Origin of the sequence: Mycobacterium sp. 1165178.9, from assembly GCF_001673555.1 — a bacterium.
Taxonomy (GTDB): Bacteria; Actinomycetota; Actinomycetes; order Mycobacteriales; family Mycobacteriaceae; genus Mycobacterium.
This window is the reverse complement of the sequence record NZ_LZMB01000402.1, coordinates 1-22,685: the sequence shown is the minus strand read 5'-3', so window position 1 is coordinate 22,685 and position 22,685 is coordinate 1. Positions and strand designations below refer to the sequence as shown.

23 protein-coding genes and 1 riboswitch are annotated in these 22,685 nt (G+C 67.4%); of the genes, 12 read left to right on the top strand and 11 right to left on the bottom strand.

Annotated features, from left to right (window positions below; all coding sequences use genetic code 11):
• Positions 1–3 precede the first annotated feature (3 nt).
• Positions 4–1,320, bottom strand: coding sequence for a DUF1800 domain-containing protein (locus A5652_RS17625; protein WP_067354115.1), 1,317 nt, complete (start codon positions 1,318–1,320; stop codon positions 4–6).
• A gap of 93 nt (positions 1,321–1,413) precedes the next feature.
• Complete coding sequence (locus A5652_RS17620; RefSeq protein WP_067354112.1) at positions 1,414–2,160, bottom strand: hypothetical protein; 747 nt, start codon at positions 2,158–2,160, stop codon at positions 1,414–1,416.
• A gap of 161 nt (positions 2,161–2,321) precedes the next feature.
• Here A5652_RS17620 and A5652_RS17615 point away from each other — a divergent pair, with 161 nt between their 5' ends.
• Complete coding sequence (locus A5652_RS17615; protein ID WP_067354109.1) at positions 2,322–3,176, top strand: endonuclease domain-containing protein; 855 nt, start codon at positions 2,322–2,324, stop codon at positions 3,174–3,176.
• 90 nt (positions 3,177–3,266) lie between these two features.
• Here the strand turns inward: A5652_RS17615 and A5652_RS17610 are convergent, their stop codons facing one another.
• Genes A5652_RS17610 through glnX form a run of 3 tightly spaced genes read right to left on the bottom strand, consistent with a single transcriptional unit; the run spans position 3,267 to position 7,845 of the window.
• Positions 3,267–5,549: a serine/threonine-protein kinase PknG gene (locus A5652_RS17610; RefSeq protein ID WP_067354143.1), complete on the bottom strand. Its 2,283-nt coding sequence runs from the start codon at positions 5,547–5,549 to the stop codon at positions 3,267–3,269.
• The gene (locus tag A5652_RS17605) at positions 5,549–6,526 is read right to left on the bottom strand and encodes a glutamate ABC transporter substrate-binding protein (protein ID WP_067354106.1); all 978 of its coding nucleotides are present in this window, start codon (positions 6,524–6,526) and stop codon (positions 5,549–5,551) included. The genes A5652_RS17610 and A5652_RS17605 overlap by 1 nt, the downstream gene beginning before the upstream one ends.
• Positions 6,526–7,845, bottom strand: coding sequence for a protein kinase G-activating protein GlnX (glnX, locus tag A5652_RS17600; RefSeq protein WP_067354103.1), 1,320 nt, complete (start codon positions 7,843–7,845; stop codon positions 6,526–6,528). The genes A5652_RS17605 and glnX overlap by 1 nt, the downstream gene beginning before the upstream one ends.
• Positions 7,846–7,985: 140 nt before the next feature.
• On the opposite strand from glnX, the gene A5652_RS17595 reads away from it, so the two are divergent.
• Positions 7,986–8,618, top strand: coding sequence for an NUDIX hydrolase (locus A5652_RS17595; protein ID WP_067354099.1), 633 nt, complete (start codon positions 7,986–7,988; stop codon positions 8,616–8,618).
• Here the strand turns inward: A5652_RS17595 and thiE are convergent.
• Positions 8,590–9,261 carry a thiamine phosphate synthase gene (gene thiE, locus A5652_RS17590; RefSeq protein ID WP_067354096.1) on the bottom strand — a complete coding sequence of 224 codons (672 nt, stop codon included), beginning with the start codon at positions 9,259–9,261 and terminating at the stop codon, positions 8,590–8,592. The genes A5652_RS17595 and thiE overlap by 29 nt on opposite strands.
• A 37-nt stretch (positions 9,262–9,298) precedes the next feature.
• Positions 9,299–9,435, top strand: a riboswitch (TPP riboswitch).
• Between the two features lies 1 nt (position 9,436).
• On the opposite strand from thiE, the gene thiO reads away from it, so the two are divergent.
• Genes thiO through A5652_RS17570 form a run of 4 tightly spaced genes read left to right on the top strand, consistent with a single transcriptional unit; the run spans position 9,437 to position 12,168 of the window.
• The gene (thiO, locus tag A5652_RS17585) at positions 9,437–10,459 is read left to right on the top strand and encodes a glycine oxidase ThiO (protein WP_067354140.1); all 1,023 of its coding nucleotides are present in this window, start codon (positions 9,437–9,439) and stop codon (positions 10,457–10,459) included.
• A complete protein-coding gene (gene thiS, locus A5652_RS17580; protein WP_067354093.1) occupies positions 10,456–10,653 on the top strand; it encodes a sulfur carrier protein ThiS in 198 nt (65 codons plus the stop codon). The genes thiO and thiS overlap by 4 nt, the downstream gene beginning before the upstream one ends.
• A complete protein-coding gene (locus A5652_RS17575) occupies positions 10,646–11,404 on the top strand; it encodes a thiazole synthase (protein ID WP_067354090.1) in 759 nt (252 codons plus the stop codon). The genes thiS and A5652_RS17575 overlap by 8 nt, the downstream gene beginning before the upstream one ends.
• Positions 11,401–12,168 (top strand): SGNH/GDSL hydrolase family protein, encoded by a 768-nt coding sequence (locus tag A5652_RS17570; RefSeq protein ID WP_067354087.1) that lies wholly within the window; start codon positions 11,401–11,403, stop codon positions 12,166–12,168. Before A5652_RS17575 ends, A5652_RS17570 begins: the two co-directional genes overlap by 4 nt.
• A gap of 3 nt (positions 12,169–12,171) precedes the next feature.
• On the opposite strand, the gene A5652_RS17565 is transcribed toward A5652_RS17570, so the two are convergent.
• Positions 12,172–12,693: a serine/threonine protein kinase gene (locus tag A5652_RS17565; protein WP_067354083.1), complete on the bottom strand. Its 522-nt coding sequence runs from the start codon at positions 12,691–12,693 to the stop codon at positions 12,172–12,174.
• 92 nt (positions 12,694–12,785) lie between these two features.
• Complete coding sequence (locus A5652_RS17560) at positions 12,786–13,316, bottom strand: serine/threonine protein kinase (protein WP_067354080.1); 531 nt, start codon at positions 13,314–13,316, stop codon at positions 12,786–12,788.
• Positions 13,317–13,653: 337 nt separating this feature from the next.
• Here A5652_RS17560 and A5652_RS17555 point away from each other — a divergent pair, with 337 nt between their 5' ends.
• From A5652_RS17555 to A5652_RS17530, 6 genes are all read left to right on the top strand, one after another.
• Complete coding sequence (locus tag A5652_RS17555; RefSeq protein WP_067354077.1) at positions 13,654–14,001, top strand: CD225/dispanin family protein; 348 nt, start codon at positions 13,654–13,656, stop codon at positions 13,999–14,001.
• A gap of 10 nt (positions 14,002–14,011) precedes the next feature.
• Entirely contained in the window at positions 14,012–14,437 is a 426-nt protein-coding gene (locus A5652_RS17550; RefSeq protein ID WP_067354073.1) for a DUF2752 domain-containing protein, read from the top strand.
• Positions 14,438–14,490: 53 nt separating this feature from the next.
• Positions 14,491–15,981 carry a M28 family metallopeptidase gene (locus tag A5652_RS17545; RefSeq protein WP_067354070.1) on the top strand — a complete coding sequence of 497 codons (1,491 nt, stop codon included), beginning with the start codon at positions 14,491–14,493 and terminating at the stop codon, positions 15,979–15,981.
• Positions 15,978–17,447, top strand: a complete 1,470-nt coding sequence (locus A5652_RS17540; RefSeq protein ID WP_067354066.1) for a M28 family peptidase — start codon at positions 15,978–15,980, stop codon at positions 17,445–17,447. Before A5652_RS17545 ends, A5652_RS17540 begins: the two co-directional genes overlap by 4 nt.
• A gap of 196 nt (positions 17,448–17,643) precedes the next feature.
• Positions 17,644–19,116 carry an HNH endonuclease signature motif containing protein gene (locus A5652_RS17535; RefSeq protein ID WP_067354062.1) on the top strand — a complete coding sequence of 491 codons (1,473 nt, stop codon included), beginning with the start codon at positions 17,644–17,646 and terminating at the stop codon, positions 19,114–19,116.
• 118 nt (positions 19,117–19,234) lie between these two features.
• Positions 19,235–20,680, top strand: coding sequence for a neutral zinc metallopeptidase (locus A5652_RS17530; protein WP_067354138.1), 1,446 nt, complete (start codon positions 19,235–19,237; stop codon positions 20,678–20,680).
• Between the two features lie 11 nt (positions 20,681–20,691).
• Here the strand turns inward: A5652_RS17530 and A5652_RS17525 are convergent, their stop codons facing one another.
• From A5652_RS17525 to A5652_RS17515, 3 genes are all read right to left on the bottom strand, one after another.
• Positions 20,692–21,567 (bottom strand): LLM class F420-dependent oxidoreductase, encoded by an 876-nt coding sequence (locus tag A5652_RS17525; protein WP_067354059.1) that lies wholly within the window; start codon positions 21,565–21,567, stop codon positions 20,692–20,694.
• Positions 21,568–21,591: 24 nt separating this feature from the next.
• Positions 21,592–22,026, bottom strand: coding sequence for a MarR family winged helix-turn-helix transcriptional regulator (locus tag A5652_RS17520; protein WP_067354055.1), 435 nt, complete (start codon positions 22,024–22,026; stop codon positions 21,592–21,594).
• Between the two features lie 46 nt (positions 22,027–22,072).
• The coding region (locus tag A5652_RS17515) for an alpha/beta family hydrolase (protein ID WP_067354052.1) at positions 22,073–22,685 on the bottom strand (613 nt) is incomplete at its 5' end.

The window sequence follows — 22,685 nt, the reverse complement described above, 5'->3', positions numbered from 1 at the left end:
TCGCTAGGACGTCAGGTATTCGGGAGTGTTGACGGCGGCCGCGACCAATTGCGCCGGTTGGCGCACCAGCGGCTGCAACGCCTTGACGGTGCGGTCCGACCACGAGCCGACGCCGATCAGATAACCGACCGCGTCGATGCGTTCGCCGGCGGCGGTGTCCTCGATGCCGGAGAGGTCGCCCGCGTGTGCCAGTTCGGTGGCGGCGCGCAGGCGGGTGCCGGCACTGGCGGTGGACAACCACAGCTGGCCGCTGGGCCAGCCTCCGACGCTGGGCGGATAGAACGGTCGCTGGCCTAGTGTGCGCAATGTCTCGTCGATCATCTTGCGGCGCTTGGGGTCATCGACCGAAACCCGCAGCGCCCGGATCACACCGATGAGCCACTCGGCCGGGGTGTTGACCACCGTGGCGCGGCCGCTGGTGAATTCGCTGTCGGTGAGGATCGCCCGGGTCAGCGCGCGCAGGTCGCGGTTGGACCCGTAGGCGTCGACCAGCCGGTCGAGCACGTGGGGTGACGGCGGATCGTCGGACGCCAATTGCTGCCACAGGCGTCCCGCGACGTATCCGGCCGATTTGGGTTGCGCCAGCACGGTGTCGCAGAACCCCGCGGCATCGAAGTTCCCGCTCTGCCCGAACAGCGTCTTGGCGCTCGCGTCATGGCGTTTGGGGGTCATCGAGGTTTTGCTCCCGGCGCCGATTACCCATCCGGTCAAGGCCCGCGCACCGTTACGCACGTCGCTTTCGGTGTAACCGTTGCCATGTCCCAATGCGAACAGCTCCATGAACTCGCGGGCCAGGTTTTCATTGGGCGCCTTGGCGGTGCTGCGTGGCGCGTCCAGCCAGCGAAGCATCGCGGCGTCGGTCAGCATCCCGTACGCCAGGGCGCGAAAATCACCCAGCGATCCCGCGCGCAGCTTCTGATTCTGCGCCGCCATGTACGCGGCGATCCGCACCTTCTGCGCCGAGGTGGCGAAGTGGTTGTGCCACAACAGGGTCAGCTTTTCGTGCACGGGCTGGCGCACGCCGACCATGCGGCGGATCCACCAGTCCGACAGCACACCCATCTGTTGGGACACCTGCTGGTTGTACTGCTTGCGCGCCGCCGACGTCGCGCCCTTGCCGGGACGCTTGGGTGCGTCCAGGGCGGGCATCGGCGTGGCGACTGCGCCTGGATCGGCGTCGGGATCGGCGGCAAGCATCGCGTCCACGTAGGCGGGCCAGTCCCGGCCGACGGCCGCGTCGACCTCGGGCCCGGTCACCCCGAACCCGGCCCGGCGCAGCATGCGGGCCGTGCTGACCCACGCGGTGGACTGGCCTGCCATCCGATAACTGTGCGTCGTGCAGCTGAGATTTTGCTGTGTTTTCTTGTGATTGCGTGAGAGGGAGTGGTTTTCACCCGGGTGCGGTCGGCGGTCTCACGTTCCTTGGGGGCGGCCGAGCGCGATCTCGGTGGGCTTTGCTTCTGGGCTGGCCCCGCCACGCCAATAAAAAGCTGTGGGCGTACCGCGGTCGGCGACAAGGCCGATCGTGCCGGTGCCCAGGCCGGTGGCACCAGGTTTTCGGCTATCGCGAGCGTGCGGATTCAACGTGGAGTCCGCGACCCGAACCAGCCACTCGGCCGGGCGCACGGAATCCTGGGTCGGGGCCTCGAGCACCACCATGACGTGGCCGGTGTCTCCGGTCGTGGAGTCCTCGGTGGCCAGCCAGGCGATAACGTCACCGGGGCCAAGCGCATCGACGCGGGCCAGGGCCTGCCAACCGTCGATCGGGTCGGTTAGTCCGCGATGCAGATAGTGCTCGATGTCGGCGGCCCGCGGTCTTGACTTGGTGTGCGGGATGGACCTGAGATCCGCAGCCAGCACGCGGCCCATTGCATAGTCCAGGAATCCCGAGCAGTCGTAGAAGTAGCTTCCGCTGCTCTCATCCACGGCAGTCGTGTGCTGGTAGCGCGTGGCGCGCACCGCGCTGAGTTCCCGCTCGATTTCTCCGACGAGTGTCGCCGGCCCAGCCGGGACGGCGGACGTCGTGGCCCGCAGGGGAAAAGTTGGCGACGTGGTCGACGGCTCTTGCGGCTTGCCGGCGCCGCAGCCGGCGAACGCAAGCGTTGCCAGCGCCAGCACCGTCGCCGAAATCTTTGCCTCCAGGCAACGGCTCTCACGCATCTGTGGATCCTCTGCGGTCATCGAAACCACTGACTAAGTCCGTGCGGAGGTAAGTTCACTCTCCGTTCGGCGCTGCCCGCAAGGGTCAATCGCGGACGTGGCCTCGTAGGCCTGTGCACAGATGTGCTCGCGCATCGCGGTCGACGTGCGATGGTCGCGGTGTGGAGGAGCCGTTTGTCGGCAGCGAGGCGTTGCGCTGTGGAGCGTTGAGCCGGCACCAGCTGCGGACCCGATACCGCGCGGTGTTTCCCGATGTCTACGTCTCGAACGATGCCGTGCCCTCTCTTGACTTGCGCGTCACAGCCGCGTGGCTGTGGGCTGGTGGCCGAGCCGTTATCGCAGGGGCCGCCGCCGCTTTCCTGCACGGCGCCAAGTGGATTCCCGACGGTGTTCCCATTGAGCTGATATGCGACAGACCTCGCGCGCCTCGAGGCGTGCTGACGCGTCGGTGCGCGCTGACCGAGGGGGAGACGCAGTCCATCGATGGGCTCGCCGTCACCACACCGGAGCGAACCGCCTTTGACATCGGGCGCCGCGGGGCGGTTCGTTCGGCTGTCGTCCGGCTAGACGCGCTCGCGCGCGCAACGGGTTTCAAGATCGACGATGTGCTGGGTCTCGTCCGACGCCACCCAGGATCGCCCGGCCTGCGGCAGCTCGAAACCGCGCTGGAACTGTGCGATTCGGGGGCGCAATCCCCTCGGGAGAGTTACCTGCGGCTACTCCTTATCGACGCCGGTCTCCCCCGGCCGAAGACACAGCTACCGGTGCTCGGCGGGGACGGTCTCCCCTTCGCCTACCTCGACCTGGGGTGGGACGAGGCGATGGTGGCTGTCGAGTATGACGGCGATCAACATCGCACCGACCGAAGGCAATACGTCAAGGACATCAAGCGCATGGAGATGCTCGAGCGGATGGGCTGGATCGTCGTCCGGGTCGTAGCGGAGGACCACCCCGTCGACGTAGTTCGCCGTGTGCGGGCTGCCCTCGCGACTTCGAGTGTGCGTTCAGGGCTTTGAGTGTGCGTGTACGGCGAATTCCACGCCAAATGCCCGCCGTGAACGCACGCTGGAAAGTGGGCCAGGCCACCCCAACCCAACACCAAGCCCCTAGAACGTGCTAGTGGGGCGCACCCGGTTCGCCATGTCCACCAGCGCGTAGCGGTGCCGCTGGGTGGGGGCGACGCGGGCCAGATTGCGCAGCGACGCCTCGACGCCCAGCCGCAGCCCGTGCTCTGTGAACGGGAAGCCGAGGATGTGGTTGGTGCTGGCTTTGTTGTCCTCCAGCCAGTCCATCGCACAGCCCAGCACCAGGGCGCGAATCTGCAGCACCCGCGGCTCGGTGGGCGGCAGCGCCTCCACCCGCCGTGCCGCGTCGCGGATGTCCTCCTCGGTGATCTCGCTCTTGGTCCGGCCGGATAGCAGCGTCACCGCGCTGGTCAATCGCGCGGTGGTGAAATGCCGAGAGGTGGCCGGCACCTCGTCCAGCGTGCGCACCGCCGCGGCCCGATCACCCGCGGTGGAAAGCCATCTGGCCAGCCCGAAAGCCGCCGAGATCACTCCGTCGTTGGTCTTCCACACCGTTTGGTAGTACTTCTGAACGTCGACGTCCCCGGCCAGCTCGGCGGTGGCGGCCAACGCCAGCTTGGGCGCCAGTTCGCCCGGGAACCTGTCCAGCACTTCGGTGAAATGTGTTGTGGCTGAATCGTAGTCGCCGGTGAGCAGCTCGGCGACCGCCTTGTACCACACCAGTCGCCATTGCCAACCCACCCGCTCGGCCAGGTCGTCGAGCTTGCGGGTGGCCTTGGCCACGTCGCCGAGATCAAGCAGCGCGCGGACCTCCATCAGCGGCAGCTCCACCGACTCGGACACCTCGACACCCTCGGCGTCCAGCGTCCCGTGCCGGGCCGCGCGCAACGAGTCCAGCGTCTGCACCGGCTGGGACAACACGGTCGCCTGCAGGACGGGAGCGGCGACATCGGCCGGATCGACCAGCGGAACCTGCAGTGCGGTAACGATTTCGCGGGCGGTCAGCTTCTCCGAGTGGACCTGACCGTCGAGGTACACATCGGTGTGGGCGACCAGCAGGTCGACCCCGAACGTCGAGCGGCTTGGGCTGAAGATGGTCGACAGGCCGGGCCGCGGCACCCCGCTGTCGTGGGCGACCACCTCGCGCAGCACGCCCATCAACTGGGCGGACATCTCCTCGGTGCTGGCGAACCGGCGCCGCGGGTCGGGGTCGATGGCGCGGCGCAACAACCGGCGGAAGGAGTCGTAGGTGGTCAACACCGGGTCGTGCTCGGGCAGTCCGTCGACGTAGCGGCCGTTGCGGGTCTGCATATTGAGCGTGAGCGCGGCCAGCGTGCGGCCCACGGTGTAGATGTCGGTCGCGACCGTCGGTCCGGTGCGCACGATCTCGGGCGCTTGGAAACCCGGTGTGCCGTACAGGTATCCGAAGGAATTGATCCGCGACACCGCACCCAGGTCGATCAGCTTGAGCTGCTCTTCGGTGCGCATGATGTTCTCCGGCTTCAGGTCGTTGTAGACCAGGCCGATGGAGTGCAGATAGCTCAGCGCGGGCAGGATTTCCAGCAGGTAGGCGACGGCCTCGGCGACGGGTAGCTTCTCGCCCTTCCCGTGCTTGAGCGGCTGACCGCCGACGTACTCCATGACGATGAGGCCGACCGGATTCCCGTGCTGGTCAACGTGTTCGACGAAGTTGAAGATCTGCACGATCTGCGGGTGGACCACCTCGGCCAGGAACTGTCGTTCGGCCATCGCGATCGCCTGCGCCTCCGCGTCGCCGGAGTGCACCAAACCCTTGAGCACCACCGGCCGGTCGTTGACGTTGTGGTCGACCGCCAGGTAGACCCAGCCCAGACCGCCGTGCGCGATGCAGCCCTTGACCTCGTACTGGCCCGCGACGGTATCACCGGGATTGAGCTGTGGGAGAAACGAATACGGGCTGCCGCAGGACGGGCACCAACCTTCCGACGTGCCCTTGGATTTCTTGCTGGACCGCCCGACCGGCTTTCCGCAGTTCCAGCAGAATCGCTTGGACTCCGGCACCACCGGGTTGGTCATCAGGGCTTCGAGCGGATCGATGTCCCGTCCGCGCGGGATCTCGACCAGGCCACCTCCGAGCTGGCGGACCGCCGGCAGCGACCGCGTCGCCACCGTCAGGCGGTCCTGGGAATCGGTGTCCAAGGCGCCCAGCGAGATGTGCGGAAAGTCGTCGTCATCGTCGTCGTCGAAGTCGGGACGGAACAGTGCCTGCGTGGCCTGCAGGCGCCCGGTCGTCGCGCCGCTCTGGACGTCTGCGGGTTGGGTGCCCGGGCCCACGTCCTCCGAGCCGGTTTCCGGCTGCTCGGTTTGCTTATCCGGCTCGGCCATCAGTCCACATACCTCGGCGTGGGCGGGGCCGGCGCGGGCCCCAGCACCGTCAACCATTTGCGGTACAACGTGTTCCACGTACCGTCCCGGCGGATACGTTCCAGGGTTCCGTTGACGAACCGCACCAGTCCCGTGTTGTTCAGATTGACCCCGATGCCATAGGGCTGAGTGGCCATATTCGGGCCGACGATGTGCAGGTAGGGGTCCTCTTCGACCAGCCCGGCCAGGATCGAATCGTCGGTGCTGACCGCGTCGATCTCCCGCTGCTGCATCGCCACCAGGCAATCGGCCCAGTTGACCACCGAGACCACGACCGGTGGCGGATCGATCTGCTGGATCCGGTGCAGCGACGTCGTGCCCTTCGCCACGCAGACGCGCTTGCCGGACAGGTCGGAGACCTTGACGATCGACGAGTCGCGCGGGGCCAGGATGCGCTGATTGGCATCGAGGTAGACGGTCGAGAAGTTCACCAGCTTGCGCCGGTCGCAGGTGATGGTCATGGTCTTGACCACGACGTCCACCTCGGAGTTCTGCAGCGCGGTGACCCGCTCGTCCGACGACAGGATCCGGTACTCGACGTGCGAAGGCGCCCCGAAGATGTCGCGCGCGATCTCGCCGGCGATGTCGACGTCGAAGCCGGTGATCTCGCCGGTGATCGGGTCGCGGAAGCTGAACAGGTTGCTGCCGATGTCGAGACCGACGATCAGCCGGCCGCGGGCCCGGATGTCGGCGACCGCCGCGTCCGCCTCCGCCTTGGTGGGGAAGGGCCGCAGGCTGGCCGTCAGATCGCAGCCCTGGTTCGGGCCGTCGGGCGGCAGCGGTGGCTGCGGCGGCAACTGCTCCATGCCGACCGGCGTCGGCGGCGGCAGCGTCGGCACGCTGGCCACCCGCAGCGATTCCGTGTGTCCGCAACCCGCCAGTACCACCACCGCGGCGGCCACGGTGCACGCCCGGCGAAGCATCGGCAGCCGGATCATTATCGGTACTCTTTCAGCCTCGGCCACAGCCCCAGCGCCACCGCGACGGCGGCGCCGAGACTGAGCACCACGCCACCCACCTGGGCGCCGGACAACCCGCTGCGGGCGTTGATGACGTCGTTGCGCAAGGTGATGCGGCCCTGATCCATGGCCTTGACCAGCTCGCCTTCCAACTTGTCGAACGCCGGGGTGGAGTCTTCTTCGCTGCTGCCCAGGGCCACCTGGGTCGCGGCCCGATAGTTGCCGACCGAGATGTACGAGGTGATCCGGTCGTTGGCCTGCCGCCAGCGCAGCAGCAGCTGATCGGCGCCCTCCAGGTCCGGCTTGTCCACGGCGTCGCTGCGGGACATGTACTGGTCGAGCTGTCGGTGCATGGAATCGATGCGCTGATAAAACGACTGCTTGCGTTTCTCTTCGTCCCCGCGACGGATCAGAGACAACGTTTCGTCGGCGCGCGCCTGCTGGGCGGTGATCGCGACGTTTGTGACGATTTTGAGGGATTCGGCGGCAGTGTCCTTCGCGCTACGACTGGCCGTCGTAGAAATGGTCAGCGCAGTCCCAACCCAAACCACCATGACGAGGATAGCGAGCGCGCCCACCACCAAACCTGGGTTGATTCGGCGCCGGGTGCGCCGCGCCAGCCAGCGGTGAGAGAACGCGCCGAAGATCACGGTGGCGCCGACCACCATGATGACCGGTGCCGGGATCTGCGTCGACGCGGTGGTTTCGGCGTCCACCCGCTGCGACGTCGCCTGGTAGAGCCGCGCCGCGTCGGGCAGGATCGTCGATTGCATCAGCCCCGACGCCTCCGACAGGTACGACGAGCCCACCGGGTTGCCCTCCCTGTTGTTGGTTCGGGCGATTTCGATCAGGCCCGTGTAGACGGCCAGCTCCGCGTTGATCCGGCCCAGCAACTGCACCAGCGGTTCGTCGGTGAGCCCGCTCGACGCCCTGGTCACGGCCACCGAAGCGTCGGTGATGGCCTGCTCGTACCGCTGGCGAACCGGCTGCGGTTCGGCCTCGGCGATGAACGCGGTGGCCGCCGCGGCGTCGGCCACCGACAGGGTGGTGTAGAGCCGCCCGGCGGCGAACGACAGCGGCTCGGTGTGGTTGAGCACCGTGGTGAGCACCTGCTGCCGGTGGTTGATGGTGGTCGAGGTGGCGAAGGCGCTGATCCCGCCGAGCGCGGCCAGCACGATGCCGATGGTCAAGATGCGGCCCGGCGTCGTGGAGATGAACCACCAGCGTGGATGGGCTGGTTCGGCCGGTGACCGCGATCCCTGCGGCTCGGTCGACGGGTGCGCCAGCTCAACCGTCACGTCTTATCAGCCCTCGTCTCTCGGCCACTGGATTTCGCTGCACGGACCTCTATAAGCGAAGTCTAAGAGCATGTTCGGGTGGATGGGTGGAGGCAGACGCAATTGACGACGCCCCTACCAAGTCTGCATATCCTGAATCGGTGCAGGGCGACGGTGACGGCTGGGTGATCTCCGACAGCGGCGTCCATTACTGGGGCCGCTTCGGCGCGGCGGGTTTGCTGCTGCGAGCCCCGCAACCCGACGGCACGCCCGCGGTGTTGCTGCAGCATCGCGCGGTGTGGAGTCATCAGGGCGGGACCTGGGGGCTGCCGGGCGGCGCCCGGGACAGCCACGAAACGCCGGAGGAAACCGCGGTCCGCGAAGCGAACGAGGAGGCCGGGCTGCCAGGTGAGCGACTCGCCGTGCGCGCGACGGTCGTCACGGCGGAGGTCGCCGGGATGGCCGGCACGCAGTGGAGCTACACCACCGTCGTCGCCGACGCCGAGGAATTGCTGCACACCGTGCCCAACCGGGAGAGCGCCGAGATGCGTTGGGTCGCCGAAAACGAGGTGGCCGACCTGCCACTGCATCCCGGCTTCGCGGCCAGCTGGCAGCGGCTGCGCACCGCACCGGCGGTGTTGCCACTGGACCACGGCGACGAGCGACGCCAATACCTGCCGCGCACGATCGAGATCGAGGCCGGCGTCTTCGTCTGGTGTACGCCCGGTGAGGCCGGCCAGGAGCCCTCGCAGCTGACCCGCCGGCTCAGCTCGCTGCTGCCAGCGCCGAACTGAGCCGCTCGGCCGCGGCCCGCGGGTCGGCGGCCGCGGTGATAGCCCGCACCACCACGATGCGTCCGGCTCCGGCTTCGCGCACCTCGGGCAACCGGTGCTCGTCGATGCCGCCGATCGCGAACCACGGCTTGTCGGTTCCGAGCTCGGCGACGGACCGCACCAGTCCCACGCCCGGCGCCCGGCGACCCGGCTTGGTGGGCGTAGGCCAGCAGGGACCGACGCAGAAGTAGTCGGCCCCGCCGGCGGCCGCGGCGGCCGCCTGCTCTAAGTCATGGCTGGACAGTCCGAGCAGCACATCCGTGCCGACGATGTCGCGGGCGACCTCCAGCGGCAGGTCGCCCTGCCCAAGGTGCAGCACATCGGCGCCGGCCGCGCGGGCGATGTCGGCGCGGTCGTTGACCGCGAACAAGGCACCGTGCCGGCGGGCCGCGTCGGCCAGGATCTGGCACGCCGCCAGCTCCTCGCGCGCTTCGAGCGGACCGAACCGCTGCTCACCGGCCGACCCCTTGTCGCGCAGCTGGATGATGTCCACTCCACCGGCCAGGGCGGCGTCGGCGAACTCCGCCAGATCGCCGTGCTCGCGGCGCGCGTCGGTGCACAGATACAGCCGCGCGGTGGACAGCCGGGCAAGACGTTGATGCACACGGAGACGCTAGCGCGCTAGCGTGGAGCCGAAGAGAACAACCAGACACGGGAGTCCCGGGTAGTCGGTCGACTGCGGGGCTGAGAGTGGGCACAGCCGGAGCCGCCCGGACCTGCCCTTACCGTCACACCTGATCCGGGTAATGCCGGCGAAGGGAGGCTCGAGAATGACCGGGATGCCCTCGGGGCCCCCGCTGGGGTCCTTGGCCGTCATCGGCGGCGGCGTCATCGGGCTCGCGGTGGCGCGCCGCGCCGCGCAGGCCGGGTGGTCGGTACGGCTGCACCGCAACGACCACAAGGGCGCATCGTGGGTCGCCGGCGGCATGCTGGCCCCGCACAGCGAGGGCTGGCCCGGCGAAGAGCGGCTGCTGCGGCTCGGCCTGGAGTCGCTGCGGCTGTGGCGCGAGGGAGGTTTCCTGGACGGGCTGCCGCCCGACGTTGTCACGGCGCGGGAGTCGCTGGTGGTGGCCGTCGACCGCGCCGACGCCGCCGACCTGCGCACCGTCGCGGAGTGGTTGTCCGCCCAGGGGCACCCGGTGGTCTGGGAGGCGGCCGCCCGCGATGTCGAACCGCTGCTGGCGCAGGGCATCCGGCACGGTTTTCGGGCGCCCACCGAGCTGGCCGTCGACAACCGGGCGGTGCTGGACGCGTTGACCGAACAGTGCGAGCGGCTCGGGGTGTCGTGGGCGCCGCCGGTGCACGAGTTGTCGCGCGTCGAGGCCGACGCGGTGGTGATCGCCAACGGCATAGACGCGCCGGCGTTGTGGCCCGGCCTGCCGGTGCGCCCGGTGAAGGGCGAAGTACTGCGGCTGCGGTGGCGCAAGGGTTGTATGCCGTTGCCGCAGCGGGTTGTTCGCGCCCGGGTGCACGGACGGCAGGTGTACCTGGTGCCGCGCGCCGACGGGGTGGTGGTCGGTGCCACCCAGTACGAACACGGACGCGACACCGCCCCTGTCGTTTCGGGGGTGCGTGACCTGCTCGACGATGCGTGCGCGGTGCTGCCTGCGCTGGGTGAATACGAGCTGGCCGAGTGCGCCGCCGGGCTGCGCCCGATGACACCCGATAATCTGCCGTTGGTGCATCGCCTGGATGGCCGAACGCTAGTCGCCGCCGGCCACGGCCGGTCGGGATTCCTGTTGGCGCCCTGGACGGCAGAACAGATCGTTTCCGAACTTTCCCCGGTGGGAGCACGCCAATGATCGTCGTGGTCAACGAGCAAAAGGTCGACGTCGACGCGCACATCACGGTCGCCGCGCTACTGCAGTCCATGGGTCTTCCGGACCGCGGCGTCGCAGTGGCCATGGACGACGCCGTAATACCGCGATCCCGTTGGGCCACAGAGCTGTTCGACGGTGCCCGGCTCGAGATTGTGACGGCGGTGCAAGGTGGCTGATTCGAAACTGACCATCGGCGACCGCAGCTTCGCGTCGCGCCTCATCATGGGAACCGGGGGAGCGAGCAACCTCGCGGTGCTCGAACAGGCGTTGGTGGCCTCGGGCACGGAACTGACCACCGTCGCCATCCGCCGGGTCGACGCCGACGGCGGCACCGGACTGCTCGATCTGCTCAACCGGCTGGGCATCACGCCGCTGCCCAACACCGCGGGATGCCGCGGCGCGGCCGAGGCGGTGCTCACCGCGCAGTTGGCGCGCGAAGCGCTGAACACCAACTGGATCAAGCTAGAGGTTATCGCCGACGAACGCACGCTGCTGCCCGACGCGGTCGAATTGGTGCGAGCCGCAGAGCAATTGGTCGATGACGGGTTTGTCGTCCTGCCCTACACCAACGATGACCCGGTGCTGGCGCGCCGGCTCGAGGACGCCGGCTGCGCGGCGGTCATGCCGCTGGGTTCGCCGATCGGCACCGGCCTCGGCATCACCAATCCGCACAACATCGAAATGATCGTCGCGCGGGCCGGCGTTCCGGTGGTGCTCGACGCGGGCATCGGAACGGCCAGCGACGCCGCCCTGGCGATGGAATTGGGTTGCGACGCCGTGCTGTTGGCCACCGCGGTGACCAGGGCCGCCGATCCGGCCGCGATGGCCGCCGCGATGGCCGCCGCCGTCACCGCCGGGTATCTGGCGCGCCGCGCCGGACGGATCCCGAAGCGGTTCTGGGCGCAGGCGTCGAGCCCGCGGCCATGAGTCGCTATGTGGCGCTGGGTAGTTCGATGGCCGCCGGTCCCGGCATCCGGCCCCGCGCGGCCGGGGCCCCGCGCTGGTCGGGCCGATCCGCACGCAACTACGCGCATCTGATTGCGCAGCGATACCAGCACGACTTGGTGGACGTCACCTTCTCCGGGGCGACCACCGAGCACGTGCTCAGCGAGCGGCAACACGGCGCACCACCGCAAATCGCCGCGCTGGAGGGCACCGAGGACCTGGTCACCGTGACCATCGGCGGCAATGACGTCGGCTACATTCCCCTGTTGATCGCCGCGGCACTGCCGCATCCGCTGCGTCACCTGCCGCTGCTGGGGGACCGCATCTCCGAACTGCTGGATCGCCAGGCGCGGGATCGCGCCCTGGACGCGGTGTTTGAATCGCTGTGCGCGGTCGGCCGCGCGCTGCGTCAGCGATCGGCGCGGGCACGGATCCTCTTCGTCGACTACCTGACGATGCTGCCGCCGCCGGGCGTGCCGGCCGAGCCGCTCGCACCGTCCGATGCCGACCTGGGCCGGCACGTGGCCGCCACGCTGGAAACGATGACGGCCGACGCCGCCGCGGCGACCGGTTGCGAAGTCATCCACGCCGGCGCGGCCAGTCGCGAGCATCACGCGTGGTCGGCAGAGCCATGGACGACGCTGCCGGCACGCCTCGGCATTGGGCTGCCGGGCCGCCCCGCGCCCCTACATCCGAACGCAGCCGGGATGCGGGCGGTGGCGGATCTGATTGTGGCTCAGCTGTAGACGTCAGCCGTTCGTACGCCACCATTGATAGAGCGCGTTGACGTCTGAATTGGATGCGGTCAGGTGGCCCAACACATTCTTGGCATCGGTGGTCCAGGTCAACGTGGCGTAGTTCTTGTAAGTGCCGCAAGCGATCTGGCCGCCCGTCTGGCCGTTCTGTTTCCACGTTCCCGGCGACGCCCCTGCGTCCCCACACGCGGCCAGGGACACGTCTTTGATGGTGGAACTGAAGGCGGAGGCCAAGTTCGTGCTGTTGGAGAAGAGCGCGTAGACGCCGGAGCCGGGTCCGGCGGCGTCGGGGCTCTGCCCACACACCAGTTCGGCCAGTTCGCCGGTTTCGGTCAGCTCCTGCGACTTGCAGTTGTTCAGGCCGTAGCCCTTCGACAGCGAGGCGGCCAGCGTGTTCATGTCCGTCGCGTTGCCGGTGTTGGGTTCAGCGTTCGCGGCGCCGACACCCGCGAAAGCCAAACTGCCCGTTATAGCTGCGGCCGACGCGACTCGCAGTGCGGTGTTCCGATGTGACATTTTCCTGACTCCCTGCGGTTGATGGAAATAAAGAGGGGCGAACGTTTCTCGGATATCGGCTCAGGGGAATCGGTTGCGGCGCAGCGGGACTGTCACCCGTTTGCGCGCCACCATTGGTAAAGCGCCGCAACGTCGGTGTTGGACGCGCGCAGGTAACTCAACGTGTTCTTTGCATCCGTGGTCCAGATGATCTCAGCGCCGTTTCGGTAAGTGCCGCAGGCCGCCTGACCGGCGCTAGCGGTCGAGCTGTCCTTATGCCAGCTCGAGGGTGATTGGTGGGCGTCCCCGCAGGGAATGAGCACGTCCTCGTTGATGGTGGCCCTGAACGAGGTGGCCAAATGGCCGGCATTGGTGAACAGGACGTACTTGGCCTGTGCCGGTCCGCGTGGATCGGGGCTCTGCCCGCAGGTGAGCACGGCCAGTTGTGTGCTGCTGTCGATGTTCTGGGCGGTGCAGTTGTTCAGGCCGTAGCCCTTCGACAGCGAGGCCGCAAGCGTATTGATATCCGACGAGCTCCCGGTCGTGGCGGGATCCGCGCCCGCAGGGACTCCGCCCGCTAACACCACACCTGCGGTGAGCGTCGTTAGGGTCGCCGCCCTCAGCGCGTTGCTGAACTCAGACATGAATGGCTCCTTAACGGCCGCTTCTAAACACGGATAGTAGGGCTATGTCGTGGTAAAGCAATACATTCCGTTGGCAATTGTCTGTGTGGGCATCCTTCCTCGGCTCAAATCGCGGACGACCAGGGAAACGACAGCCGTACGCGCATCGTCGCGCAGAGAACCCGAATTCTGTTGCTGCGCGCCGATAATTCAGACTTTCGGCGAGACGCCGGTATCGCCGACGGGTTGCGCTGGGGCGGCGTAAACGAGATTTTTTCATTGCTGGTGCCGATCAGAGCCCGCTCGGGTATGGTTAGCACCGCTTTACGTCAGCTAACTTCTCTTGACTGGAGAATCCATGACACAACCCCCTCCCCCGCCGCCCGATTATCCGCCGCCGTCTCCCGGTTACCCGCCGCAGCAGCCAGCCGGCCAAGCGCCGAATAACTATCTGGTGTGGTCGATTCTGGCGACCCTCTTCTGCTGTCTTCCCTTCGGAATCGTGGCGATCGTCAAGTCGAGCCAGGTCAATGGGTTGTGGGCGCAGGGACGCTACGCCGAAGCGCAAGCGTCCGCCGAGAGCGCCAAGAGATGGGTGATCTGGTCGGCGGTCATCGGTGTCGTCGTAGGCATCATCTACGGCATTTTGATGGCGGTCGGTGCGCTGAACACGAACACCAACGCGGCACTCGCCGCGATGTTCTAAGCCTCGAATCATGGTGACCCGCTGGGGGGCGGCGCACGCGAATCTGGGTGCACCACTAGTGGTGGCGGCATCCACGACGCTGATGTGCGCCGCCATCTGGGCGGGCGATCCGACCACCCCGAACGGCCCGCTGCCGGTATGTCCCACCAAGGCATTGTTGGGCATCGACTGCCCCGGATGCGGCAGCTTACGCATGGTGTATTCGCTCATGCACGGCAATCTCTTGGCGGCCGCCAGGTTCAACGCTTTGGGCCTGGCGGCTGTCGCGCTGCTGGTATGGGCGTATGTGTCCTGGACCTACGGGCGCCTGGTGGGTCGGCGGGTCCGCGGTTGGCAGCACCGGCGTTGGGCGGCCGTCGTGACACTGTCGTTGGTCCTGGCCTGGTTCGTGGTGCGCAACATCCCTGTTGCGCCCTTCAGCGCACTGCATGTTTGATACCGCCGTGTCCCGAACCCGGCCGCCTGGGCCGCGGTCTAACCTGGGGCGCGATGGTGAACAAATCCACGGCGATTCCGGCGTTGCTCGCCGTAGTCGCCCTGACCGCATTCTCGACCGGCTGCTTCCATCCGTCGTCTGGCTCGCAGCAAACGCACCCCGTCGCGGGCGAATTCGCCTCCGCGTTGCGCGACAAGGTCACGACGGACGCGATGATGGCACACCTGTCCAAGCTGCAAGACATCGCCAACGCCAACAATGGCACCCGGGCGGTGGGTACGCCCGGATATGAGGCCAGCGTCGACTACGTGGCAAACGTTCTGCGCGGCAGTGGATTTGATGTGCAAACGCCGGAATTCTCGGCGCGAGTGTTTCACGGCGACAAGCCGGACGTCACCGTCGGCGGCAAGCCGGTGGAGGCGCACGCACTGGACTTCAGCCTGGGCACTCCGCCGGACGGCGTGAGCGGGCCGCTGGTCGCCGCGCCGGCGAACAACCTCGCCTGCGCGGCCTCCGATTACGCCAACCTGCCGGTGCACGGCGCGGTGGTGCTGGTCGATCGCGGCACCTGCCCGTTCGCTCAGAAGGAAGAGGCCGCTGCACAGCGCGGCGCCGTGGCGATGATCATCGCCGACAACGTCGACGAACAACAGATGGGCGGAACGCTGGGGCCGACCACCGATGTGAAGATTCCCGTGCTGAGCGTGACCCGATCGGTGGGGCTGCAGTTGCGCGGTCAGCCGGGACCCGCCACGATCAAGCTCAATGCCAGCGCCCAAAGCTTCCGGGCGCGCAACGTGATTGCGCAGACCAAAACCGGATCGACGACCGACGTGGTGATGGCGGGGGCGCACCTGGACAGCGTGCCGGAGGGGCCGGGCATCAACGACAATGGATCGGGTGTGGCGGCGGTGCTGGAAACCGCTGTGCGGCTGGGAAGTTCGCCGTCGGTGCACAACGCGCTGCGGTTCGGCTTCTGGGGCGCAGAGGAACTCGGGCTGATCGGGTCACGCAACTATGTCGAGTCCCTGGACTTGACGGCGCTCAAGAACATCGCACTGTACCTGAACTTCGACATGCTCGCGTCGCCGAATCCCGGTTACTTCACCTACGATGGCGACCAGTCGCTGCCGGCGGACGCCCGCGGCCAGCCGGTGGTGCCCGAGGGTTCGGCAGGCATCGAACGAACACTGGTCGCTTACTTGAAGAAGGCAGGAAAGACCGCGCAGGACACCTCGTTCGACGGCCGGTCTGACTACGACGGATTCACCCTGGCGGGGATTCCGGCCGGCGGTCTGTTCTCGGGCGCCGAGGGCAAGATGTCCGCCGAGCAGGCCAAGTTGTGGGGCGGCACCGCCGATCAACCGTTCGACCCCAATTACCACCAGAAAACCGACACTCTCGACCACGTCGACCGCACCGCGTTGGGGATCAACGGTGGCGGCGTGGCTTACGCGATCGGTCTCTACGCGCAAGACCTCGGCGGCCACAACGGCGTTCCCGTCATGGCGGACCGCACCCGGCACGTGCTCGTCAAATCATGATCTCCCGGCTGGGCGCGACTCTGCTGCTGATCGCCGTGACGGCCGGTTGTTCCTCGACGCGGCTGGCGCTGCCGACAACGACACCGGACCTTGGGCACAGCCTGGCCAAGAAGGTGACTGCCGAGGGCATGCTGACCCATCTACGTGCCTTAGAGAACATCGCCAACGCCAACGGCGGCAACCGTGCGGACGGGACGCCGGGCTTCGACGCCAGCGTGGACTATGTCGCTAAAACGCTGCGCAACAAGGGCTTCGACGTTCAGACACCCCAGTTCGACCGGCTCTACACCGTTTCTTTGGGGAAGCCGACGGTGACCGTCGCGGGCCGCAGCTATCCGGTTGACCAGGCCTCGCTGCTGGTCCAGACACCGCCCGGCGGACTGACCGGACAGCCGATTCGTCCGGCGCAGCCGTCGGGTTGCAGGGCCAACGATTACCCGGCCATGGTGCCCAAGGGTGCGATCGCCGTCGTCGACGACGCCCAGTGTTCGGTGGTCGACAAACAGAACAGCGCGGTGGCCAAGGGCGCGAGTGCGGTGATCGTGCTCAGCTCCCCGACCGGGCGGGGAGCTCCACCCACTTTGTTCACCACCGGCTACTTCAAACAGTTGACCGTGCCGGTCGCCGTGCTGGGATCCTCCGGCGCCGCCGCGCTGGCGGGCGCGACCGCACCGATACGACTGGTGCTGGATGCGCAGAACGTCAAGATCACCTCCCGAAACGTTGTGGCGCAGACCAAGTCCGGGTCGGCCAACGACGTAGTGGTAGTGGGTGCGCATCTGGACGCCTCGCGCGCCGGGCCCGGGATCAATGACGGCGGCTCCGGGGTGGCCGCCGTGCTGGAGACGGCGCTGCAACTGGGCCCGCTGGCGCCGGTGAACAACGCGGTGCGGTTCGTGTTCTGGGGCGCCGATGAGGACGGCCGCAACGGCGTCTTGGATTACGTGTTCGGCATGGACCGTGCGCAGCTCAACGACATCGCGCTGTACCTGAACTTCACGATGCTCGGTTCGCCCAATGCCGGATTCTTCACCGACGACGGCGATCAGTCCGGCCCGCCCGGACCCGGCGTCTCCGCCGCCGATGTGCCCGAGGGCTCGGCCGGCATCGAACGCACCCTCGCCGGTTATCTGAACCTTGCCGGCAAGCGGCCCGCGGACATGCCGTTGGACACCAGGGCCGACTATCACCCCTTCATGATTGCGGGCGTGCCCGTCGGGGGCATGACCACGGGAGCCTCGCAGCCCAAAACCCCCGTCCAGGCCCGCTTGTGGGGCGGCCAGGCCGGCGTGGCGTTCGACCCGAACTTCCAGAGCACTCGCGATACCGTCGACAACATCAACCGGGATGCGTTGGCGGTCATGGGTTCCGGCGTGGGGTTCGCCGTCGGCAGCTACGCGGAGTCGATCGGTGGGGTCAACGGTGTGCCGCCGCACAACAAGAGGCACCGCACCCGGGTGCCGTGACGGGCCGTCTTGAGTGGCAGGACTTGCGGTCGAGGTAGGCCGTCGAACGATGCAGCCGTAGACAGGTGCTCGTGGTTGCCGTAAAGCAGGTCCGTTGCCTCAGACGACCACAACCTTCCAGCCGTAGCCCCGTTATCCACAACTTGCGACCCTTGGCAAGGAGTTCGAGTCGGTGGGACGCGCTAGTATCGAATATATGTTCGAATGGTGGTATGCGTCGCGGGAGACCCCGCAGTCGGCCGCGCTGCTCGACCGGGTGCGCGAGGCGGGGCGCGCGGAGGCGCGGGCGGCCGCCGAGCGACTGGTGGCCGCCGGTGAATTGCTGATGTTGCGCTGCCGCGAGTCGGGGGAGCGCGCGGACTGGTCGGCAGACGCGTGGGATGCCGTGGCCGCGCAGTTGGGTGCGGCGTTGGGGTGCACTGCGGCGATGGGCCACAGCTATTTGCGCTATGCCATGGCGATGCGGGATCGGCTGCCCCAGGTGGGCAAGGTTTTTCAGGCCGGCGATATCGACTACCGAGCGTTTCAAACCATCGTGTTTCGCACCGATCTGATCACCGATGCCGAGGTGCTGGCTCGGGTCGACGCGCGGGTGGCGGTGCTGCTGTCGCGGCGCCCGTCGCTGACCCGTGGTGGGCTGGCCGCCGCGGTGGACCGGGTGGTGGCCGTCGTGGATGCCGACGCGGTGCGCCGCGCCAAGGACGCGGTCGCCGATCGCCACGTCGATGTACTCGCCAATGAGTCGGGGATGGCCTGGGTGACCGGCAGCGTCTTGGGCCCCGACGGCCTAGCGCTGGACCGGCGGCTCGACCAGTTGGCCGCCACGGTGTGCGACGCCGATCCCCGCAGCGTCACGCAGCGGCGTGCGGATGCGTTAGGGGCGTTGGCCGCCGGGGGCGAGCGGCTGGTGTGCGGCTGTGGACGTGCCGACTGCGCGGCGGCGGCGCCGAGCGCTGTCACACCCCGCAGCAGCGTGGTGATCCATGTGATCGCTGAGCAGGCCAGCGTGGAGGGCAGGGTATCGACGCCGGGTGTCCTGCCCGGCCTCGAGGGACTCATCCCGGCCGAGGTGCTCACCGAGCTAGCCAAGTCGGCGCGGCTGGTACCACTAACGACGCCGACAGGCGCCGAACCTCGCTATGCCCCGTCGGCCACACTGGCCGACTTTGTGCGCTGCCGGGATCTGACGTGCCGGGCGCCGGGTTGTGACCGCCCGGCCACCGAATGCGACCTCGACCATACGGTTCCGCATGCCGATGGCGGCCCGACGCATGCGTCGAATTTGAAGGCCCTATGCCGGCTGCATCATCTGATGAAGACGTTTTGGGGCTGGCGCGACCGCCAGCTGGCCGACGGCACGATCGTCTGGACGCTGCCCGACGGGAACACCTACGTCACCACGCCAGGTAGCGCGTTGCTGTTTCCCAGCCTTTGTGCGCCCACGGGAGACATTCCTCCGCCCGCCCCGCCAAGACCAGACCCCTGCGGCGACCGCACCGCGATGATGCCTCGACGCAAGCGCACCCGAGCCCAGAACCGGGCCGCACGCATCGCCACCGAACGGCGGCAGAACCACCATGACCGCCAACCGAAACCTCACGAACGCGAGGCCGCCTACTCCGGCCCCGCCCCACCGCCCGACGGCGACGGCGACGCACCACCCTTCTAGTGCCTTGCCGCAAGTCACATGTTTGCTGGGTCTCTCGATTCCTGCTGCCGTGTAGGTTCACTGCCTCTAGGATGAATTTCCTTGCTGTGTCCTGTAGCCGGTCGGGATGGGGTTGGTCATGAATAGCCATGCGCTCAGGTCGGCACTCGTGTGGGCGGCGGCGGTGCTTGTGGTCGCCGGTTGCACGACGTTCGTCGGCGGGCGTGCGCTGTCGATGCTCAACGACCCCTTTCTGGTCGGTGGTCTGCCGGCGACCAACGGGCCCAGCGGAACCCGTTCGAACGCACCCAGTCCCAAAGGCAAGGTGCTCAACACCGACAACGGGCCGATCGACACTTTGGCGCTGCTGTCGGTCAACGACATCGAGGACTACTGGCAGTCGGTGTACGACCAATCGCTGAAGGGCAAGTTCGTTCCGGTCAGCAAGATGGTGTCTTACGACTCAACCGATCCGAACAGCCCGATCGTGTGCCACAACGACACCTACAAGCTCGTCAACGCCTTCTACACCGGCAGATGCAACCTGATCGCCTGGGACCGCGGCGTATTCATGCCCCTCGCGCAGAAGTATTTCGGGGACATGTCCGTGACCGGTGTGCTGGCACACGAATTCGGCCATGCGCTGCAGCAGATGGCGAAGCTGGTGACCAGACGGGACGCGACCATCATCCGCGAGCAGCAGGCCGACTGCTTCGCGGGCGTCTACATGTACTGGGTCGCCGACGGCAAGTCGCCGCGCTTCACACTCAGCACCGCCGATGGGCTCGACCACGTGCTGGCCGGGATCATCACCACCCGTGACCCGGTGATGGACAGCGAGACGCAAAACGACGACGCGCACGGTTCGGCCCTGGACCGCGTCAGCGCGTTCCAGATGGGTTTCCTCAACGGCGCCTCGGCGTGCGCGGCCATCAACCGCAACGAAATCGAGAAGCGCCGCGGCGATTTGCCAAACGCCTTGCGGGTCGACAACTCCGGGGCAACGGAGACCGGTGAGGTGCCGATCAACAAGGACACGTTGTCGAATCTGATGGAGCTGCTGGGAAAGATCTTCGCCCCGGCCAACCCGCCGGCCCTGTCGTACCAGCCGGCCGATTGCCCGGACGCCAAGGCGACGCCGCCGGCGTCATACTGTCCGGGCACCAACACCATCGCAGTCGACCTGCCCGGGCTCGCCGCCATGGGCACGGTCGCCGACGAGAAGCAACACACCCTGCCGCAAGGCGACGACACCGCTCTGTCCGTCGTGATGTCGAGATACGCGTTGGCGGTGCAGCACGAGCGTGGTCTGGCGATGCAGAGCCCATGGACCGCGCTGCGGACCGCATGCCTGACCGGTGTGGCGCATCGCAAGATGGCCGAGCCGATCGACCTCCCATCGCACAACCAATTGCTGCTCACCGCAGGTGATCTCGACGAAGCGGTTGCCGGCCTGCTCACCAACCACCTGGTCGCCAGTGACGCCGACGGCACCAGTGTGCCGGCCGGTTTCACTCGTATCGCGGCATTCCGCGGCGGCGTGACCGGCAACGTGGACGCCTGCTATTCCCGCTACCCCGGGTAAACCACCAACCGTCAGCCCATCTCGGCGAGCCGCGGAATCACCTCGTCGCCCAGGCGGCGAATGAAGCCGACCGGATCCGGATTGCCGGGAAGTGGGCCGATATTGATCATGTCGACGCCAAGCGCGGCGTAGCGTTCGACCGTCTTCAGGAACTCGTCAGTGTCGCCGAAGGGATCGGTACCGGTCAGACCGCCGGACGTCTTGCGGATGTCACTCGGATTCCTAGCCACCGTCTCGCAGTGCCGGTTTAACACCTTGATCTTGTGCTCGAGCTCTTCGACGTTGTTGGACATGCTGTTCCAGACGTCGGCGTACTGCGCGACCAGGCGCAGCGTCTTCTTTTCACCGTCCCCGCCGATCAGGATCGGAGGACGCCGAATCGGCTGCGGCTCACAGATCGTCTCGTTCAGCCGGTAGTGCGTGCCGGTGTAGGCCCCGTCGTCCTCGCTCCACATCTGCCGGCAGATCTGCAGCGTTTCCTCCAGCATTTCGAAGCGGGCGCTCAATGGCGGATACGGAATGCCCAGCGCGGTGTGCTCGCGTTCGTACCAGGCCGCGCCGAGACCCAACACCGATCGGCCCTGCGACAGCACGTCCAGGGTGGTGACCGCTTTGGCCAGCACGCCGGGATAGCGGTAGGTGACCCCGGTAACCAAAAGGGCCAGCTCGATCGTGGTCGTCTGGGCGGCCAGGAAACCCAGCGATGTGTAACCCTCGAGGAACGGATCCTGGGCCGGACCAAGCTGTTCCATTTGGAAGAAGTGGTCGGCGAGAGTGAACAGTGTGGCCCCGCCTTGTTCGGCGGCCTTGGCCGCGTCGGCCAGCGTCGGGCCCAGCCTGGCTGGGTCCCCGGGCAGAAAGTCGATGAAATGCAAACCCAATTCCATTGCAATTCCGTCCTTTCGTGTCTCTTATTGTTCGGTCAAGCGCTCAAGCAGCGACAACGCGTCGACGATGGCGCGCCGCTCGGACTCTGTGTAGCGCTCGTGAATGGTGCGGGCCAGCCACTCCTCGCGGGCTCTGCGATCGCTTTCGGCACGCTTTATCCCCGCCGGGGTCAGTGAGACCACTTGGCGCCGGCCGTCATTCGGGTCCGGCGCGCGCTTGACGAGCCCGCGTTGGCCCAGGGCAGCCAGGATGGCAGCCATCGACTGGGGTCGTACCTGTTCCGCACCGGCCAGTGCGCTCGCCGACGACGGCCCGTCCTTCCACAGCCGGGTGAGCACCGCGGTCTGCGACGGAGTCAAACCGTCGACCGCGATGTTCCTCAACCGGCGCCGGAGCCGGCTGAACACCACCCGGATATCGCGTGCCGCCGCTGCCGCGGAATCGCTGACGCCATCCACGCGACCATCCTAAAGTAGACAGTTAAAACTGTCCAGTTTGGACTGTCTAATTCCGCCCCAGCAACTGCAGGGCGGCATCGACGGCCAACGCCGGGACGTTCAACGTCTTGGACCGCAGATCGTGTCGGGCACTGGCGATCTCGACGACGGCGGTCGTCCCGGTGATCAACGCGGCGGCGGCCCGCAACTCGTCGGGAGTGCCGAACGGGTCCGACGTGCCGTGCGTGAACACCGTCGGCACCGTGATGTCCGGCAGGTGCTCGGTGCGGGCGCGTTCGGGCTTGCCCGGGGGATGCACCGGATAGGAGAACAGCGTCAGCGCGTCCACCACGGCCTCCGCGGCCGCAACCACCATGGAGGTCTGCCGACCGCCATAGGAATGCCCACCTGCGATCAGCGGGCCGTCGGCAAGGCCGCGGCACACCGTGATCGCCTCGACGATGCCGGCCCGGTCGGTCGCGGTGGAACCAGAGGGCGGCCCACTGGGCCGGCGCCGGCGGTAGGGCAGGTTGTAGCGCACCGCCAGCCAGCCGCGGCGCGCCCACTCGTCGCAAACCTGTTGCAGCAGAACCGCATCCCGGTTACCGCCGGCGCCGTGGGTGAGGACTACCACGCCTTGGGCGGCACCATCCGGTTGGTGCGCGACGCCCGCGATCTCT